The sequence below is a fragment of the Cryobacterium sp. TMT4-31 genome, from assembly GCF_004403385.1.
In the GTDB taxonomy this organism is placed as follows: domain Bacteria; phylum Actinomycetota; class Actinomycetes; order Actinomycetales; family Microbacteriaceae; genus Cryobacterium; species Cryobacterium zongtaii.
In genome coordinates, this window is sequence record NZ_SOGI01000034.1 from 1 (window position 1) to 18,401 (window position 18,401).

Here is an 18,401-nt window from a genome sequence, read left to right on the forward strand (position 1 = left end):
GAACCTCACGCGGAAACCCAACACGACCACCCATAACCAACACCTCAATCAATCAGGTGTTGCAACGACCCCCTGAACCCAAGGGGCGCAATTGTCCGCTTCGGGAACAGTCGCGGCGATTCAGTGGCGATTCGGCGGCGATTCGGCGGCGATTCGGCGAGCTGGGAATCATTAGCATAGCTAATTTGTTAGGCTAAGTAATCATGTCAGAGAGCCCCATTGCGCCCAGTCCCCCCGCACCCGCGCCAGCGCCGGCCCCCGCGGCGGCGCACACCAAGCGCCGCTCCGTCGCCGAGTTGAGCCACGACTTCAGGCTCGCCAACGGCCGACTGGCCCGCCGGGTGCGCCAGGAGCAGGCCGACAACGAACTCACCAGCGGCCAGTTCTCGGCCCTCGGCGCTGTGTTCAGACTCGGCCCGATGACCCTGAGCGCGCTCAGCGAAGAGGAACGGGTCACCCCGCCCTCGATGAACCGCACCGTGAACGCCCTCGTCGAGGCCGGCCTGGTCAACCGCGCCGGCTCCGCCGAGGACGGCCGCAAGGTGGTGCTCACCGTCACCGACACCGGGATGACCCTGGTGCGCGAGACCCGCCGCCGCCGAGACGACTGGATAGCCACGCGCATCCTGCGGCTCACCCCCGAACAACGCCAGATCCTGGCGTCCGCCACCGAAATCATGAAGGAGCTCGCCAACAGTTGAGTGCAATGTTCCGCTCCCTGAGCGTGGTCAATTACCGGATCTGGTTCGCCGGCGCCCTGGTGTCCAATGTGGGCACCTGGATGCAGCGCACGGCCCAGGACTGGATCGTGCTGACCCAGCTCACCGACTACAACGCCACCGCAGTGGGCATCGTGATGGCCCTGCAATTCGGGCCGCAGCTGGTGCTGATGCCGTGGTCGGGCCTCATCGCCGACAGGTTCGACCGCCGCAAGCTGCTGATGCTCACCCAGGCTCTGATGGGCGCACTCGCCCTGGGCCTCGGCCTGATCACCATCACCGGCGTCGTCGAGCTCTGGCACGTCTACCTCTTCGCCCTCGGCCTGGGCATCGTTGCCGCCATCGACGCGCCCGCCCGGCAGACCTTTGTCTCCGAGCTGGTGCCGGACGACAACCTCTCGAACGCCGTGGCGCTGAACTCGGCCTCGTTCAACGGCGCCCGGCTGATCGGCCCCGCCGCGGCCGGCCTCCTCACCGTCGCCGTCGGCGCCGGCTGGGTATTCATGATCAACGCCGTCACCTTCGCCTTCACCGTCGCCGCCATGACGCTGCTGCGCACCAAGCAACTCCGCAAGCAGCCCCGCGCACCGCGGGAACGGGGCCAACTCATGGCCGGCTTCCGCTATGTCTGGCATCGGCCCGACATCGTCGCGGTGCTGATCACGGTGTTCCTGGTGGGCACATTCGGCTTCAACTTCGCCATCTTCACCTCCACCATGGCCACCGTGGAGTTCGGCATGGGCGCCAGCGAGTTCGGCATGCTCAGCTCGATCATGGCGGTGGGCAGCGTGGTCGGCGCCCTGCTCTCGGCCCGGCGCAGCCGACCCCGGATGCGCCTGGTGGTGGGCGGCGCGTTCTTCTTCGGCCTCACCTGCGCCATCGCCGCCGTGATGCCCAGCTACATCACCTTCGCGATTTCGCTCGCCTTCGTGGGCCTCACCTCGCTGACCCTGATGACCACCGCGAACGCCTACGTGCAGACCACCACCGAGCCGGCCATGCGCGGCCGGGTGATGGCGCTGTACATGGCCATCTTCGCCGGCGGCACCCCGCTCGGCGCTCCACTGGTCGGCTGGGTCGCCGACCAGTACGGCCCGCGCTGGGCCATCGGCGTCGCCGCGGTCTCCGGCCTCCTCGCGGCGGCGGCGGTGCTGTTCTGGATGATCAGGTACCAGCGCCTGCGGGTCCGCATCCGCCCCCGCACCTCACCGCGCACCGCGCGGCTGCACGTGCGGCACCGCGGCGACGGCCATCCGCTCACCTCGGCCATCCGCATCGTCACGGCGAAGGCCGATGCGGCACGGCAGGACCGCGACCGGGAGACGGCCACCCGCGAGATCGCGGTCGTCGAGGCGACTGCTCCACGCTGACCCAGGGGGGTGCCGCGCGCGCTAACATTTCACCCTAGGCAGACGACGGGAAACGGCGGCACGGGTGGACCTTCACGACATCGTCTCGATGCTCAGCGAGATCTTCACCATCGTCGGGCTCCTGGTGGGCGTTCCGCTCTACATCATCGGCCTATCGGTGCGCGGCTTCGGCGGCCGGTGGGTCGAGGCGGATGGCGTCGTCGCGGCCACCACGTCCGGCCCGGTGATCCGCTGGTTCGACACCACCGGCGAGGTGCACGAGGCCCGGGCAGACAGCCACGAGACCGTGCACCTGGAGCCCGGCGACGACGTGACCCTGTGGTTCAACGCCAGGGCCCCTGAACGATGCCGCACCCATTCGCCGGACCACGACGGCAAGGCCTTGCGGCTGACCGGCTTGATCCTGACCAGTCTCGGCCTCGGCTCGGCGGTTCTGGGGATCGTGCTGCTCTTCGTGTGACCCGAAGAGTGAAGGCCGTCACGACCGCGTAGCCTGTACTGAGGCACGCGACCCGCGCGTGCGGCAGAGAGGATGCCCGTGGACACCACACTGCTCCGGCGTTTTGTCGCCGTCGCCGAGGAACTGGACATCGCGCGCGCCGCCAAGAACCTCAGCGTGTCGCGCACGACGCTGATGAAATCGGTCGCCGCCCTGGAAGCCGAGCTCGGCGTTCCCCTCTTCGAGCCCGCCGCCGACAACCCGTATCTCACCGAGGCCGGCATCGCCCTGCTCGCCGAAGCGAAGGGGCTGATCGCTCACATGCCGCCGGCCGGCGGCCCGTCCCAGGGATCGGGCAACAGCAGCGGATCCGGCGGCGGCAAGGCCAAGGCGTCCAAGGGCCGCGGTCGCGCGCCCGCCGTCAAGGGCCAGGCCGCGCCCGGCAAGCGCCGCCAATCCCGCTGAGCTGACCCGGCGTCGACCGGGCCAGCCGGATTCTCTCCGAGCTAGGTGGCCTAACGAACGGAGGCGCCGAACTCCTCGAGCACCGCGGTGAGCTGGTCCACCGCCCAGTCCAGGTCTTCGGCCGACACCACCAGGGGTGGGGCGAGCCGGATGGTGGAGCCGTGGGTGTCCTTCGCCAGCACACCGCGCTCCATCAGGGCCTCGCAGACCGCGCGCCCTGAGGCCAGCGCCGGGTCGATGTCGATACCTGCCCAAAGACCCGCACCGCGCACCTCGAGCACACCGTGGCCGACCAGGCCGAGCAGCCTCTCGTGCAGGTGGGCGCCGAGGTCCCTGGCTCGCTGCTGATACTCGCCGGTGGCGAGCATGTTCACCACCGCCAGCCCCACGGCGGCGGCCAGCGGGTTGCCCCCGAAGGTGGACCCGTGCTCACCCGGGCGCAGCACGCCCAGGATGTCGGTGTTGCCGACGACCGCGGAGACGGGCACGATGCCGCCGCCGAGGGCCTTGCCGAGCAGGTACAGGTCGGGCACCACACCGGCCTGCTCCACCGCGAAGGTGGCGCCGGTGCGGCCGAGGCCGGACTGGATCTCATCGGCGATGAAGAGCACGTTGTGCCGGGAGGTGATCTCCCGCACGGCGGGCAGGTACTCCGCCGGCGGTACCACGATGCCGGCCTCACCCTGGATGGGTTCCAGCAGCACCGCCACGGTGTTCTCGTCGATGGCCGCCTCCAGCGCCGCGGCATCCCCGTAGGGCACCGTGCGGAAGCCCGGCGTGAACGGGCCGAAGTCGGCGCGCGCCGATTCGTCGTCGGAAAAGCTGATGATGGTCGTGGTGCGGCCGTGGAAGTTGCCGCCGGCGACGATGATGTTCGCCATCCCCGCCGCGACGCCCTTGACCCGGTAGCCCCAGGCGCGGGCTACCTTGACACCGGATTCCACGGCCTCCGCGCCGGTGTTCATCGGCAGCACCATGTCCTTGCCGGCCAGCTTGGCCAGGGCGGTCACAAATGGGCCGAGCTGGTCGTTGTGGAAGGCGCGGCTGGTGAGGGTGATCCGGCCCAGCTGCGCGCGCGCGGCATCCAGCAGCACCGGGTTGGAGTGACCGAAGTTGACGGCGGAGTATGCGGCGAGGCAGTCGAGGTACCGCTTGCCGTTGATGTCGGTGACCCAGGCGCCGGCGCCGGACGCGACCACGACGGCCAGCGGGTGGTAGTTGTGCGCGGCGTGCTGGTTCTCAAGTGCGATCGCCGCGCTCTGGTCGGTCAGGCCGACCTGAGCGGTGAGGCCGGTCGCATCGGTCAGGGCGCTCATCGGCGCAGCTCCAGAGTGCAGCATTTGACTCCTCCTCCGCCGAGCAAGAGCTCGGACAGGTCCACGCCGATCGGGTTGAAGCCGCGTGCACGCAATTGGCGTTCGAAGTCCTTCGCCTTGGCGGCGATCACGACGTTGTAACCGTCGGAGTAGGAGTTGAGGCCGAGGATCGCGGCGTCTTCCTCGGTGACGAGGATGGCATCCGGGAAGCGTTCGCGCAGGATGGCCAGGCTGGGTTCGTCGAACGCGCTGGGCAGGTAAGCGATCTCGCCGTTCCCCGATGTCGGGGAGGCGTCAAGCACGGCGATGGCGGTGTCGAGGTGATAAAAGCTGGGGTTCACCAGGGTGAGGGTTATCACCGGGCGATCGTAGATGGCCGAGACCTCTTCGTGGCTGTTCGACGCGCTGCGGAAGCCGGTGCCGGCCAGGATCACGTCGCCGACGAGCAGGAAGTCGCCCTCGCCCTCATTGATCTCGACGGGCTCGCGCACGTCGAAGTCGTTGGCGCCGAACCAGTCCATGTAGGCGGGGCCCTCGGGCTGGCGCTGCGGGTAGGTGAATTTGGCGCCGTAGGCGATGCCGTCGATGACAAAACCGCCGTTGGCGGCGTAGACCATGTCGGGCAGACCGTCGATGGGGTCGATCAGGTGGACATCGAAGCCGAGGCCGATGTAGGTGTCGTACAGCGTCTGCCACTGGGCGACGGCCAGGCTCGTGTCGGTCGGCAGGGCCGGGTCCATCCAGGGGTTGATCCGGTAGACCACGGTGAAGAACTCCGGTTTGCACATCAGGATTGTGCGTTTCACCGGCGTACGAGTCACCGCGGCTGGCGCGACCGACTCGTTCGGGGTAGCGGATGCGACATCTATTGACACTGGAGCTCCTCTGTTGGCGGTCCGCCGGCCAAGGCGTTGGCGGAACGCGGGTGGGTGGCGGACCAGGTCGCTCTCGTGAGCCCTGTACAACGGTGAGGCCGATCACACAGGGACGCCGGTTCTAGTCTCACACAGCATGAATCAACGTTACGTGCGAATCGGCGCATGTAATGCGCGTTGCAAGCGGCGCGCACGCAACTTCGGCGCGTACACTGGTCGAATGGACAACCTCGATCGCGGCATCCTCGACCTTCTCCGCCAGAACGCCCGGGCGGGTTACGGAGACATCGGTTCTATCGTGGGCCTCTCTGCCTCCGCGGTGAAACGCCGCGTGGACCGGCTGGTCGCCGACAAGGTCATCCGCGGCTTCACCATCCAGGTCGACCCGTCGATCGACGGCATGAGCACCGAGGCCTACGTCGAGCTGTTCTGCCGGGGCACCGTCGCGCCCGACGAGTTATTGCGCATCCTCTCCGGCGTGCCGGAGGTCGTGGACGCCGGCACCGTGACCGGCAGCGCCGACGCGATCGTGCACATCCGGGCCCGCGACATCCCCGGCCTCGAGGCGGCGCTGGAGAAGGTGCGGCTGGCCCCGAACGTCGACCACACCCGGAGTGCCATCGTGCTCACCAGGCTGATCCACCGCAGCGCGGAGTAGCCGCACGGCCCTTGACGGGCGCACCCCGGCTTGTTAGCTTGGTACAAATACCAAACAAACGAGGATGCCCGTGGACGCGTACGAGATCACCCTGCTGGTCGTGGCCGGACTGCTGACGGTCGTCTTCGCGTGGCAGCTTCGGCCAGGTGCCGTCATTCGCCCGGATGCGCTGCGAGATACCGCCCGACGCGCCGGCCTGGCCATCACACCGGAGGTCGAGCCTGTCCTGATCGCGCGCATCCGTTCGCGGACCCGCGGCGTGTTGGTCGGCACCCTGATCGCTCTGCTCGTTTCGACAGCTTCTCTTATCGCGCTACCGGAATCACCGGACGGCGGCATATGGTCCGGGCTGATGCTCATCGTTCTGACCGGCCTGGGTGGCGCCGTCGGACTGTGCGTTGCGGAGTTCAGGTCGGCGTTCGTCTCGCTCGGCGATCGTCCTCGCGTGGCGCGGGCGCCCACGCCGCGCCGTGCGGACTATCTCTCCACCGTCGACCTCTGGTGCGGTCCCGTTGCCATGGGTGTCAGCGGAGTGGCACTGGCCGCCGTGGCCGCGCTGATCCTGGTCGGTCCCGACGACGTGCTCAGTGACGCGAGCATCCCTTCTCTGTGGTGGCCCGGCTTTGTGCTGTGGATCATCTCGCTCGCATCGGCCGGAGTCGGCCGCATCCTGTCGACTCGCTTGGTGGGGCGGGGCCAGCCCGCCGGCAACGACATGGAGTTGGCGTGGTCCGACGCTCTCCGCAGTTGGACGCTGCGTGCACTGGTGCAGACTCCCGCGCTGGGGGCGCTCTGCAGTGTGGTCGTGGTGCTGACCTCCGTCAGCTCGGCGGTGACACCCTCGTCGGGAACCGGAACCGCCATGTCTGTGGCCTTTTCCATCGTGCCACTGGTCATGGGCTCGGTGGGTGTGGCTCTGCTCTCGATGGGGTCACGCCGTCCGCCGCACTACCTCACCCGGCTCTGGCCGGACGTGGCCGCGGAGCTGCGCCGCGGCACACACGGAGTAGCCGCTCCGGTCGAGAGCGGCCGCCCGTGAGACTCGTCGTCGACCCACGCTCAACCACGCCCCCATTCGAGCAGATCCGCATCCAGGTGATCGAGGCCGTGCGCACCGGCACCCTGACGCCCGGCGACAAGCTGCCCACGGTGCGCCGTCTGGCCGAAGACCTGGGCCTCGCCCCCAACACCGTGGCGCGCAGCTACCGTGCGCTGGAGCAGGACGAGGTGATCGAGACGCGCGGGCGGCTGGGTTCCTTCGTGGCTGCCACCGGGGATGCGACGCAGCGGCAGATGCAGCTCGCCGCGGTGGCCTACGCCGACCGGGCGAAATCGCTCGGGGTCGACCCCGGTGAGGCACTGACCATCGTGCGCGGGGCGTTGGGGCTGCCGGGCTGAGCCGACCGGGCGGGCGTGGTCCGGCACCGTGTAGCTGAGGTCAGGCACCGCGCAGCTCAGCGAGAACCGCGTCGAGACGGCGCTGACGGGTGGCGTCGGTCTTGGCGCTTTCGAGCGCGAGCACGTGCTTGCGCTGGTTGCTGTAGGAGAGGGCGTCGAAGGCGGTGCGTGCTGCCGTGTCCGCGGCGAGCGCGGCCCGCAGCACGTCGGGCTCATCGACGGTGCGCGGTTGATCGTCGAGTTCGATGGTCACGTCCACCTCATCGCCGCCCGCCACCCCGGCCTTGATGCGGTTCTCGGCGCTGAGGGCGATCATGTAGGCGCCCCGGTACGGTGCCACCGAGCTGCGGTAGCTGTGCCCGTTGAGGGTGACGGTGATGGCGTGCCGCTTGCCGGGGCCGAGCGCCGCGACCACCTCCTCTGGCACGGGGATGCCCGTGGCGGTGGCACCGGATTGCTCGATGACGGTGCGGAAGTCCATGGTGCGAGTATGCCGCCATCGGTCGGATGTCGACAAGCACGCTGCGCGCATCGCCTGCGAATTGCGGCGTTGCGCCCCTTCAGCACGCCCGAAGGAGCACCTTGGCGCGACTCACGGCCTCCCCGCTCGCGCGCGCTGTGCGGGTCAGGCGCCGCTGTGCAGGTGTAGCGCCAGGGGCATCCGGGGCTTTGAGAGCGATATGCGGGTCAAGCGCCGGTAGGCGGGTGAGGCGCCGTTAGTCGAGGGCTCAGGCGGTGCGGTAGTGCTCTGCGAGGCGGGCCAGGCCCTCGTCGAGGGAGACCGCCGGGGTCCAGTGCAGGTCGGCGCGGGTGCGGCGCTGGTCGAACCAGTGCGCGGTGGAGAGCTGCTCGGCGAGGAACCGGGTCATCGGCGGTTCGTCCTCGCCCGGGACCACCCGCCAGGCCGCCTCGATGACGGAGCCGGCCGCGCGGGCCACACTCGCCGGCACGCTCCAGGTCGGTGGCTCAACTCCCGCTGCCGTGCAGATGCCGGCCAGTATCTCGGCCACCGGCCGGGGCTCTCCGTTGGTGATGACGTAGGCGTTGCCGTGTACGGCATCCACCCGCTCGAGAGCGGCCGCGATGGCGCCGGCGGCGTTGTCGATGTAGGTGCTGTCGATGAGAGCGGCGCCGTGCCCGAGCAGCGGCAGCCGGCCGGCCCTGGCGCGTTCCACGATCCGCGCGATCAGCTGGGTGTCGCCGGGGCCCCAGACCAGGTGCGGCCGCACGGCGACGACCCGCAGCTCGGCCGAGTCCGCGGCGAGCGCCAGCAGCTCGGCGGCGGCCTTGGTGCGGGCGTAGTCGCCTCGGGCGTGGTCGGGGTCGGCGGGTAGCGCATCACTGCCGGTGATGGATGCGCCGGAGTGGGCGACCGACGGCGACGACACGAAGACCAGGCGCTGCACGTCCGCCGTACGGGCGGCGGCGATCAGGGTGCGGGTGCCGCCCACGTTCACGGTCTCGAACTCGGCGGGCGGGCCGGCGAGGGAGACCTTGGCGGCCAGGTGCACGATGGCGTCGACCCCGGCGACGGCCGCGGCGACGTCGGCCGGCTCGGTGATCGAGCCCAGCGCGTCAGTGGCGCCGGCGACGCCGCTGGGCCGGCGCTGGAAGCAGCGCACCTCGTGGCCGGCGGCGACGATGGCGGCCGCGACAGCCCGGCCGAGAAAGCCGCTGGCACCGGTGACGAGCACCCTCATGGCTGGGTGAGCCTGGCGCCGGTGAGGATGCCGTGCGCCCAGCCGGCCAGGCGCGTGCGGTCGATCTTCGAGTTGTGGCGGATGTCGGTGGGCAGGTGCGGAACGACGAGCACGGCCGCGACCGGCTGGCCGGCGACGCCGCGCACGGTCGCGGCAAGCGCAGGCTCGGCCAGGCCGACCCGGGTGGCCGGCGGCACAGTCTCGACGACGACGACGATTTGCTGGCTGCCGGCCGGTCCGACGCCCACGGCGGCGGCGCGGTCGACGCCGGCCAGGGCCGAAACGGCTAACTCCGGTCCGACGGGGGTGACGACACCGTGCGGCGTGGTGATCACGTGTGGCAGGCGACCCTCAACCCAGAGCCGGCCGGAGGCGTCGAGGTGACCGACGTCGCCGGTGCGGTGCCAGCGGTCTCCGGGGGTGACCATGCGGGTGGCGGCCTGGTCGGTGAGCCAGAGCCTGTCGTAGTGGTCCTTCACGTGCGGAGCCGAGACCACGATCTCGCCGGTGACCTGCGGAGCTTCGGAGAGCTCTCCGACGGCGGTTCCCGTTTCGTCGAGGGCGCTGATGCGCACTCGGGTGGTCGCCGTGGGGCGGCCGACGCAGACGCCGCCGGGGCCGCGCGCCTCGTCGTCGATGGCGGCCTCGCGGATGCCGTCGAGGGTGATGTCGGTCATCAGCAGGCCCTCGGTCATGCCGTACGGCGTGTGGGCGCTGGCTCCGGGCATCAGGGCGGCGGCCGAGGCCAGCAGAGGTTCGGACACCGGGGCGCCCGCTGAGAGGAAGCTCGTCACCCGGGCCAGGGCGGCACGGTCGGCCGGGGTCAGTTCACCCTGGGTCGCCACGACGTTGGCCAGCGCGGCCGGGGACAGGAACACGACGGTGGCGTCGATCGCGGCCACGGCGGCGGCGACCGCGGTGGCGGTCAGCGTCTTCGGGGCGGTGACGTCCATGTCCGGGGTCACCGAGCGGGCACCCAGAGCCGGGCCGAGCAGAGCGAACGGTGCGAAGCCGGCTACCAGGCCGGTGCCGCGGCCGACGCCGTACTGGGCGTGCAGCGCACGGCTGACGGCCGACAGCTGGCCGTGGGTGTAGACGACGCCCTTGGCGGGTCCGGTGGAGCCGGAGGTGAACAGCACCGCGGCGACGTCGTCCGGCTGGGGCGGTTCGGGAAGCTCTTCGTCCCGGCCCAGCGAGATCAGATCGGCGAGGGCGTAGGAGACGCCGAGGGCGCGACGGCTGGCGGTGGGAAGCCGGTTGACGGAGATCCTCTGGCCGGGCCAGCCGAGGGCCCTGGCGGCCATCAGGCCGGGCAACGCACCGATGACGTGGTCGGGGCGGGCGCCGCGGACCGCGCGGGTGAGGCCGGTGAGTCCGAGACCGGCGTCGGCCACGACCACGATCGCGCCGAGGCGGATGCACGCGTAGAGCACCGCGGTGAGGTCGGCGCTGGGCGGCACGAGCAGGGAGACGCGGTCGCCGCGGCGCACGCCGATCTGGTGCAGACCGGCCGCGATCTCGCGGACCCGGCGGGAGAGCAGCCGCCAGCTGACCACGCGGGGGTCGGCGCCCTTGCCGGGAGCCATGTCGATGAGGGCGGTCTCGTCGCTGTCCCGCAGCTCGTCGAGGTAGTGCCAGAGGGGCTGGAGTACGTCGGCAGGCGCCGTCTGGGTCTCGACAAGCTCGACGACCGGGCTCAGCTCGACCAGGCTCTCGGCAAGCCAGCCGAGTGCGGCGCCGGCGTAGTCCACGTCTTCGGCGATGAGGTGTCCGGCACCCTCGAAGCGGTGCACGGCGGCGTGCGGCAGCCGGTCGCTGAGGTCGTCGAGGTACCTGTCGCTGAAGATCGGGTCCCGCGGGCCCCAGAGCAGCAGGGCGGGAACCGTGAGCGAGCGGAGCGACTCGGCGATGCGGTCGAGCTCCGCGTGGCTGTCGTGGCGGGCGTCCACCGGGATGTCGGCGACGAAGCCGCCGATGCCGCCGCGGCGGGCGGGGGTGCGGTACGGCGCCCGGTAGGCGTTCTTGACCGCCGCCGGCAGGGCCGGGTGCCCGAGCGCGAGGGTGGTGTCCAGGAACGCCGTGGTGGTCACGGTGCCGGCACCGAGCACACCGCGGGCGAGCGCGAGGCGCAGCGGGGCGGGGATGGGTTCGGTGTCGCTCTGATGGATGGCGGTGTTCAGCAGCATGACGCCGGCGAGGTGCTCGGGGTGGTCGACGGCCCAGCCCAGGGAGACCACGCCGCCCCAGTCATGGCCGAAGGTCACCACCGGACCGGTGAGGCCGAGGGCACGGGTCAGGTCGTCGAGGTCGCGCACTCGTCGGGCGAGCGGGCGGGCGACGCCGGTGCGCTCGGAGAAACCCATGTCGAGCTGGTCGACCGCGATGACGCGCCAGGCCGGCCGGCCGGTGGTCGCCGCCGCGGTGGCCTGGGCCACGAGGTCACGCCACAGGTAGGACCAGGTGGGGTTGCCGTGTACGCACAGGATCGTGCCGACCGGCTCCGCCCCGAGCGCGGCCAGCTGTTCGCCGTTGTCGAGCAGGTGCCAGGCGTGGCTGGCACCCGGCGTCGTGCCGTCATCGGCCAGGCTGCTCTCGACCACATCGACGATCCGGGACCAGTCCGGGTCCAGGCCGGGCAGCCCGCTCGGCGGCACGCTCGCCGGAGCAAGGGCCGTCGCGGATCGCGGCAGCCGGAAGCTCACCACTGAATCTCCATCATGGCCGTGTTGAGGCCGGAGCCGACGCCCATCAGCAGGACCCGGTTGCCGGGCTGGAGTCGAGCGGCCTCTTCGGAGAGCGTGATCGGGATGGAGGCGGGCCCCACATTGCCATAGCTGGGGTAGGTCAGCGGCACCCTGCTGCGGTCCAGGCCGGTTGCCTTCACAATGGCGTTGGTGTGCACATCAGACACCTGGTGCAGGATGTAGCGGTCCATGTTCGACCAGCTCCAATCCCGTTTGGCTTCGGTCCAGGCCGACACGACGAGTTCCATGCCGCCCTTGAGCAGGGCCTTGGCGTCGGTGAACATGCCGTCAACGCTGCCGACGCAGAGGTCGTTGAACTGGGTGGCCGCCCGGGTCACGCCGCCGAGGATGCGGTGTCCCTCCGGATGCGCGTCGGCCCGGCCGAGCACGGCCGCAGCGGCGCCGGAGCCCAGCGTGAGGCTGGCGAACTCGCTCATGAAGTCCTTGCGTCCGATGTCGGGCCGGCCGAGGCGCTCGATGGTGTTGGTCTGGATCTCGTCGGCATCCTCGCCGTCGATGATCACGGCGTACTTGATCTGGCCGGAGTCGATGAGCTGGGCGGCCAGGGTCATGCCGTTGACGAAGCCCAGGCAGGCGTTGGCGATATCGAAGTTCGTGGCCGACGACGGCAGACCGAGTCCGTGGTGGATGCGCACCGCGACAGAGGGTTCCAGGTGCTTACGGGTGACCGAGGTGTTGATCATCAACCCCACCTCGCTGGGATCGACACCGGCTTGAGCGAGGGCACGTTTGCCCGCGGAGACGGCGGCGTCGTCGAAGGCCTGCCCCACGTCCCAATTGCGTCGTTCGTGCACTCCGGCGACGCGCTGCAGCAGCCCCTTGGGCAGGCGCAGTCGCTTGAGCGCCGGCTGCAGGCGAGCATCGATCTCTTCGGAGGTGGTGATGCGCGGGGCGATGGTCGTGGCGACCGACAACAACGCGACATTGCGGTGCATCGTTGTTGCGTTTCCGTCCAACGGGGTCCCCTGTCGAGTTATGGGTGGCGACAAATCATGTCCTATCGATTTTCTCCCAGAAGTCTGGGTGTCAACCGTGCGTAAGCTGATGCCCACAGCGGCTCCGGATGTCGGTGGATGCTGCGACGCTTACCTTCCATTATCAGCCTTTCTGACGGTGGTGCCGTCACCGGGCCGCGCGCCCGGGTTCGGGGAGGGTCAGGAGAGGCGTGGCGTACCGGGCCTGGTGAGGGCGGCGGCCACCAGGAAGCAGGCACCACCCGTGATGGTGCCGACAGTAGCCCAGCTCGCCAGAAACTGTTGGCCGGACTCCGCTATCGGATACGCGCCGACCGCGGCGATGCCGAAGGCCACCGACCCCAGGAGGTTCAGCCAGGCACCCCGCCAGGTTCGGGCCTCCGGGTCCCACAGGGCATCTCGCCCGGTGGTCGCAACAACGGCGAGGAGACTGGAGAGCAGGAAGCAGACAGACCCGTAGGCATCCGGACGCCACCCGGTGCGCTCGGTGCCGCCGAGACTGGCCGCCAGAGCCGTCACGGTGCTCAGGTTGAAGAACAGGGTGCCGGCGAACAGGATGGCCGCGGCCCACCAGTCGAACCGGTCCGGCCGGTTGGTGGTGCTGCGCGGCGGCCGCCGACCGCTGAGATTGAGTTGGATGAACGCGGCGAGGGTGAAGAACAGTGAGCCGATGAAAAAGGTCAGGTTGTCGGCCACCGGGCCGACGGCTTCCAAAAAACCGGGAACGGCACCCACGATGAAAAGCACCGACCCGATGATGAATCCCCAGGCCTCACGGCGCAGCCGGAGGAACGTCGGTGCTGCCACTGGATCACCTCGCCTTCGACCGCAGCCATTATTGCGCTAGATGACCTCATCAGTGAGGGTGCTCGGGTTGCCGAACCTGTGCGCGGTGATCGAGATCGCCTGTTCCCGGAGGAACGGCAGCAGCTCGACCCGTCCGGACTGGGTGACCGGATGCGCGTAGACGGCGATGTCCGGGCTGCCGCCGAGGGCGTGGGCGAAAGCCGTGGCTGCAACAGCGGCTCCGGCCTGCGGGTCGCTGCCGATCAGCCGCACCCGGCTCGTGCTGATTCCGCCGGCGGCGGCCCTGGCCAGCCATTCCTCGTCGCTCTCGATGATCACGGGGATATCGCGGGGAGCGAGGACCGCTCGCACCCTCGGCGGCACCGGCACGGCGCTGGAGACGACGAACCTGGACTTGGACAGCAGGCCGGCCGCGATCACGCGCAACAGCAGGGCCAGGCTGCCGTCGTCGCCCAGCCGCACGGTGACCGGCAGCGGGCGGTACCGGAACAGGTTGCGCTCCAGCCCGAGCGCGGACACGTCCGCGACAACGTCGAACTCCTCACGCCAAGCGAGGGCGTCGCTGAGCGCCGAGCGACGCAACACGTCGAACTCCTCGTAGGGCAGCGACGGCTGAGAAGCCTCGATGAGATCGGTGATGCGCTGTTCGAGGCCCCGCAGGTGCAGGGTGGAGCTGTTGACTCCCGGATCGGTGACCCAGCCGCCCAGACCGAAGAGGTAGTTGGGGCCGCCGGCCTTGGAGCCGGGTCCGACCGCCGAGCGCTTCCAGCCGCCGAACGGCTGTCGCCGCACGATCGCGCCGGTGATCCCGCGGTTCACGTAGAGGTTGCCGGCCTGAACCGTGTCGACCCACTGGGCGATCTCGTCGGCGTCGAGCGAGTGCAGCCCGGCCGTGAGCCCGTAGTCGACGGCGTTCTGGTAGCGGATGGCTTCCTCGAGATTCCGGGCGTGCATGACACCGAGCACCGGGCCGAAGAACTCGGTGAGGTGGAAGTACGAGCCGGGGGCGACGCCGCTGCGGATGCCGGGCGACCACAGCTGCCCGACCCCGGTCTCGAGGTCGTCATCGAGCAGCTGGGGCTTGACCAGCCAGCTTTCGCCGGCGCCGAGCTCGGTCAGCGCGTGTAACAGCTTGCCGTCGGCGGGCTCGATGATGGGGCCCATCTGGCTGTCCGGGTCGGCGGGGCGGCCCACCCGGAGCGATGTCGCGGCATCCACCAGCTGGCCCAGGAATCGGGTGGACCGCGCGACCGACCCGACCAGGATCACCAGGCTGGCGGCGGAGCACTTCTGGCCGGCATGGCCGAAGGCGCTCTTGATCACGTCGGCGGCGGCCAGGTCGAGGTCGGCGGACGGGGTGACGATGATGGCGTTCTTGCCGCTGGTCTCGGCCAGGAGCGGGAGGTCCTCTCGCAGGCCGCGGAACAGCGTGGCGGTCTCGTAGGCACCGGTGAGGATGACCCTGTCAACGTCGGGATGGGCCAACAGCCGGCTACCGAGAGCCCGGTCGGGCAGGTCGACGAGGGCGAGAAGCTCGCGCGGAACCCCGGCCTCCCAGAGCGCTTCGACCATCACGGCGCCGGTGCGCTGGGCGAGAGCCGCCGGCTTGATGATCACGCCGGAGCCCGCGGCAAGGGCGGCGAGCACGCCGCCGGCCGGGATGGCCACCGGGAAGTTCCACGGCGGCGTGATCACGGTGAGCCGTGAGGGTACGAAGATGGCGCCCTGCACCCTGTCGAGCTCGCGGGCTTGTGCGGCGTAGTAGTGCGCGAAGTCGATGGCTTCGCTGACCTCCGGGTCACCCTCGGCGATGGTCTTTCCGGTTTCGGAGGCCATCACCTCGATCAGGCGGTCGCGGTTGGCGGCCAGGGCCAGACCCGCGCGGTGCAACACCTGGGCGCGCTCGATGCCCGGCTTCTGCCCCCAGGCGGCTCCGGCCGCGGTGACGGTGGCGATGACCTCATCGAGCCTGTCGGCGTCATCGATGCGGGCCTGCTTGATGCTCTCCCTGCCCAGCATCGACGTCTCGACCCTGGCCAGGATGCTCCGGCCCCAGGCGCGGTTCGCCGGGAGGGACGGGTCGGTGTCGGGTTCGTTGTGGAAACCGCCCAGAACCGACCGGCTCGTGGAGACCGAACCCCGGGTCAGGCCGAGCACCATCGCGGTGAGGTTGGGGTCGTCGGCGTCGGCCGGCGGGGTCGTCAGCGGGGGCGAGTCGTCGGGCAGGGGCTCGAGAGGCACAACCACCGAGCGGTCCTGGTCCCGGTTCGCCGGCGGCACGAACACGGTGCCGCCCGGCGCGCCCGGGGCGGTCTCGAGGGCGGCCAGAGAGTCGAGGAAGCGCTGTTTCTCCCGCTCGAACAGGGCCGGGGTGTCGGCCAGTTCGAACACCGCCGACATGAAGTTCTCCTCGCTCGCGTTCTCCTCGAGGCGGCGGATGAGGTAGCTGATGGCCACATCGAACTCCGCGGGGTTCACCACCGGCGTGTAGAGCAGCAGCCGGCCGACGTCCTTCTTCACGGCCTCGGCCTGGCTCGTGGCCATGCCCAACAGCATTTCGAACTCGATGCGGTCGTCTACACCGCGCTGCTCGGCGAGCAAGTGCGCATAGGCCACGTCGAACAGGTTGTGCCCGGCCACCCCGATGCGCACGGCGTCGGTGTTCTGCGGGGTGAGCGCCCAGTTGAGCACACGCTTGTAGTTGGTATCGGTGTCCTGCTTGCTGACGTAGGTGGCAAGCGGCCAGTCGTGCACCGTCGCATCCACGTGCTCCATCGCAAGGTTGGCCCCCTTGACCAGGCGCACCTTGATGGGGGCGCCGCCGCCGGCTCGGCGGGCGTGCGCCCACTGGGTGAGGCCTTGCAGCGCGCCGAGCGCGTCGGGCAGGTAGGCCTGCAGCACGATTCCGGCCTCGAGGCCCTGCAGCCGCGGCTGGTCGAGGATGCGTTCGAAGACCGCGATGGTGAGGTCGAGGTCGCGGTATTCCTCCATGTCGAGGTTGATGAACTTGGGTGTCGGTGACGCCGCGGCGAGCTCGTACAACGGGGTCAGGCGTTCGACGACCCTGTCGACGGCCTCGTCGAACGCCCACATCGACAGCTGGCTGGCGATCGAGGAGACCTTGATCGACACGTAGTCCACGTCGTCCCTGGCCAGGAGTTCGCGAGTGCCGGCGAGGCGACGCAGCGCCTCTTTCTCGCCCAGCACGGCTTCGCCGAGCAGATTGATGTTGAGCCGGTTGCCGGATTCCTTGAGTGCCTCGATGGAGGGGCCGAGCTTGTCTGCCGTCGCATCCACCACCAGGTGACCGACCATCTGGCGCAGCACCTTGCGGGCTGCCGGGATCACGACCCACGGCAGTACCGGGCCCATGACGCCGCCGACGCCGATGGCGCCTCGCAGAACCGGCGGCAGGAAGGCCGGCGCGAGCTTGGCCACCCGTTGCAGGTTGTAGCCGGCGACCATCACGTCCTCCGGTCGCATGACGCCGTCGACGAACCCCACGGTGAAGTCGAGCCCGTTGGGGTCCTTCAGTACGCCGGCGAGCCGCTCAGCGGAAACGTCTGCTGGGATCGTCGCACTGTCGGCCAGCCACTTGGTGACCAGGGCCACGACCTCCACACCGAGGTCCTGCTGCACGTTCGGGAGGCTATTGCTCATGCTCCCGAGGTTAGTCGCAGCAGCCCCTCAAGGTGCTCGTCCACGGCCGTGATGTGTCGGCGTTTCTCATCTTCGGGCAGGAACGAGGCCACGAACGAGTTGCGGGCCAGCGTCGCCATCTGGTGGTGATCCAGGCTGAACTCGCGCTGCAGGGCCGCCAGGTTGTCATCGACGTAGCCACCGAAGTAGGCGGGGTCGTCGCTGTTGACGGTCACCAGAAGGCCGACGGCGAGCATGGCGGGCAGCGGATGCAGGCCGAGCATCGGAATGGCCCGCAGGCACACATTCGAGAGCGGGCACACCGTGAGCGGGATCTGCCGCTTGCGGAGAATCTCGACGAGGTCGTGGTCTTCGATGGCGCGGATGCCGTGATCAATCCGCTCCACCCCCAACAGGTCGAGGGCTTCGCGCACGTAGTCCGGCCCGCCCTCCTCGCCCGCGTGCGCCACCCTGTGCAGCCCGAGGGCCGTGGCCTTGGCGAAGACCTCGGTGAACAGGGAGGGCGGGAAACCGACCTCGGCGGAGTCGAGTCCGACGCCGATGAACTGGTCGAGGTACGGGAGGGCCGCCTCCAAGGTCTCCATTGCGGCCCGACCGCCCAGATGACGGAGGAAGCAGAGGATGAGGTCGGCGGAGATGCCCAGCGTGGCTCGGGCGTCGCCGAGGGCGCGGGTGAGGCCGCCGAACACCACGTCGAGGGGGATGCCGTTGGCCAAGTGGGTCTGCGGGTCGAAGAAGATCTCGGCACGGCGCACTCCTGCGGCGGATGCGCGGGTGAGGTACGCCATTCCGAGATCGTAGAAGTCGGCCTCGGTGCGAAGCACCGCCAGGTTTTCGTAGTAGATGTCGAGGAACGACTGCAGATCGGTGAACCTGTACAGCTCTCGCAAGGCCGCGGGGTCGTAGCTGGGCAGTTCGACGTTGTTGCGTCGGGCCAGGGTCACGAGCAGCTCGGTCTCGAGGGTGCCCTCGATGTGCACGTGCAGTTCCGCGACGGGCCAGGTGGCGACGGTCATAGCTCTCTCCCCCGGATTAAGGTGAGTCCCCATCGTGCCATGTCCGCGAACTGTGAGTTGAGCACCGAAAACTCGCGGAACCGGGCTGGTGGGGGGTTAAACGCAGAAAAGCCACCCCTGGTGGGGTGGCTTTTCTGTTTTTTCTAAGTTAAGTCCGGCGGTGTCCTACTCTCCCACAGGGTCCCCCCTGCAGTACCATCGGCGCAAAGAGTCTTAGCTTCCGGGTTCGGAATGTGACC

16 protein-coding genes and 1 rRNA gene are annotated in these 18,401 nt (G+C 69.5%); 7 read left to right on the plus strand and 10 right to left on the minus strand.

Annotation, left to right across the window (positions count from 1 at the left end):
- Positions 1-203: 203 nt before the first annotated feature.
- The 4 genes from E3T19_RS08120 to E3T19_RS08135 all read left to right on the plus strand — a co-directional run bounded on the left by E3T19_RS08120 (position 204) and on the right by E3T19_RS08135 (position 2,993).
- A complete protein-coding gene (locus E3T19_RS08120; protein ID WP_134408552.1) occupies positions 204-701 on the plus strand; it encodes a MarR family winged helix-turn-helix transcriptional regulator in 498 nt (165 codons plus the stop codon).
- Positions 698-2,089, plus strand: coding sequence for an MFS transporter (locus E3T19_RS08125; protein ID WP_165787867.1), 1,392 nt, complete (start codon positions 698-700; stop codon positions 2,087-2,089). The genes E3T19_RS08120 and E3T19_RS08125 overlap by 4 nt, the downstream gene beginning before the upstream one ends.
- Before the next feature lie 64 nt (positions 2,090-2,153).
- A complete protein-coding gene (locus E3T19_RS08130) occupies positions 2,154-2,549 on the plus strand; it encodes a sortase (protein WP_240632329.1) in 396 nt (131 codons plus the stop codon).
- A 72-nt stretch (positions 2,550-2,621) separates the two neighbouring features.
- Positions 2,622-2,993 carry a LysR family transcriptional regulator gene (locus E3T19_RS08135; RefSeq protein ID WP_241980086.1) on the plus strand — a complete coding sequence of 124 codons (372 nt, stop codon included), beginning with the start codon at positions 2,622-2,624 and terminating at the stop codon, positions 2,991-2,993.
- Positions 2,994-3,043: 50 nt separating this feature from the next.
- Here E3T19_RS08135 and rocD read toward each other — a convergent pair whose 3' ends face one another.
- The gene (gene rocD, locus E3T19_RS08140) at positions 3,044-4,309 is read right to left on the minus strand and encodes an ornithine--oxo-acid transaminase (RefSeq protein WP_166788832.1); all 1,266 of its coding nucleotides are present in this window, start codon (positions 4,307-4,309) and stop codon (positions 3,044-3,046) included.
- Entirely contained in the window at positions 4,306-5,097 is a 792-nt protein-coding gene (gene ddaH, locus E3T19_RS08145) for a dimethylargininase (RefSeq protein ID WP_088457798.1), read from the minus strand. Before ddaH ends, rocD begins: the two co-directional genes overlap by 4 nt.
- 307 nt (positions 5,098-5,404) lie before the next feature.
- Here ddaH and E3T19_RS08150 point away from each other — a divergent pair, with 307 nt between their 5' ends.
- The 3 genes from E3T19_RS08150 (at position 5,405) to E3T19_RS08160 (ending at position 7,240) form a co-directional block, all read left to right on the plus strand.
- Entirely contained in the window at positions 5,405-5,842 is a 438-nt protein-coding gene (locus E3T19_RS08150; protein ID WP_088454895.1) for an Lrp/AsnC family transcriptional regulator, read from the plus strand.
- Between the two features lie 70 nt (positions 5,843-5,912).
- Positions 5,913-6,881, plus strand: a complete 969-nt coding sequence (locus tag E3T19_RS08155; protein ID WP_134408555.1) for a hypothetical protein — start codon at positions 5,913-5,915, stop codon at positions 6,879-6,881.
- Positions 6,878-7,240: a GntR family transcriptional regulator gene (locus E3T19_RS08160; RefSeq protein ID WP_088454893.1), complete on the plus strand. Its 363-nt coding sequence runs from the start codon at positions 6,878-6,880 to the stop codon at positions 7,238-7,240. Before E3T19_RS08155 ends, E3T19_RS08160 begins: the two co-directional genes overlap by 4 nt.
- 40 nt (positions 7,241-7,280) lie before the next feature.
- Here the strand turns inward: E3T19_RS08160 and E3T19_RS08165 are convergent, their stop codons facing one another.
- From E3T19_RS08165 to rrf, 8 genes are all read right to left on the minus strand, one after another.
- Positions 7,281-7,721, minus strand: a complete 441-nt coding sequence (locus tag E3T19_RS08165; protein ID WP_088454892.1) for a YdeI/OmpD-associated family protein — start codon at positions 7,719-7,721, stop codon at positions 7,281-7,283.
- 247 nt (positions 7,722-7,968) lie between these two features.
- A complete protein-coding gene (locus E3T19_RS08170) occupies positions 7,969-8,940 on the minus strand; it encodes an NAD(P)-dependent oxidoreductase (RefSeq protein WP_134408556.1) in 972 nt (323 codons plus the stop codon).
- Positions 8,937-11,642 carry an alpha/beta fold hydrolase gene (locus E3T19_RS08175; RefSeq protein ID WP_134408560.1) on the minus strand — a complete coding sequence of 902 codons (2,706 nt, stop codon included), beginning with the start codon at positions 11,640-11,642 and terminating at the stop codon, positions 8,937-8,939. The genes E3T19_RS08170 and E3T19_RS08175 overlap by 4 nt, the downstream gene beginning before the upstream one ends.
- The gene (locus E3T19_RS08180) at positions 11,639-12,640 is read right to left on the minus strand and encodes a 3-oxoacyl-ACP synthase III (RefSeq protein WP_088454890.1); all 1,002 of its coding nucleotides are present in this window, start codon (positions 12,638-12,640) and stop codon (positions 11,639-11,641) included. The genes E3T19_RS08175 and E3T19_RS08180 overlap by 4 nt, the downstream gene beginning before the upstream one ends.
- Positions 12,641-12,859: 219 nt before the next feature.
- Entirely contained in the window at positions 12,860-13,486 is a 627-nt protein-coding gene (locus E3T19_RS08185) for a hypothetical protein (protein WP_134408557.1), read from the minus strand.
- A gap of 36 nt (positions 13,487-13,522) precedes the next feature.
- The gene (locus E3T19_RS08190) at positions 13,523-17,146 is read right to left on the minus strand and encodes a bifunctional proline dehydrogenase/L-glutamate gamma-semialdehyde dehydrogenase (RefSeq protein ID WP_134408558.1); all 3,624 of its coding nucleotides are present in this window, start codon (positions 17,144-17,146) and stop codon (positions 13,523-13,525) included.
- The gene (locus E3T19_RS08195) at positions 17,143-18,162 is read right to left on the minus strand and encodes an adenosine deaminase (protein WP_134408559.1); all 1,020 of its coding nucleotides are present in this window, start codon (positions 18,160-18,162) and stop codon (positions 17,143-17,145) included. The genes E3T19_RS08190 and E3T19_RS08195 overlap by 4 nt, the downstream gene beginning before the upstream one ends.
- A gap of 152 nt (positions 18,163-18,314) precedes the next feature.
- Positions 18,315-18,401: ribosomal RNA gene (gene rrf / locus E3T19_RS08200) — 5S ribosomal RNA — on the minus strand; the annotation flags it as partial.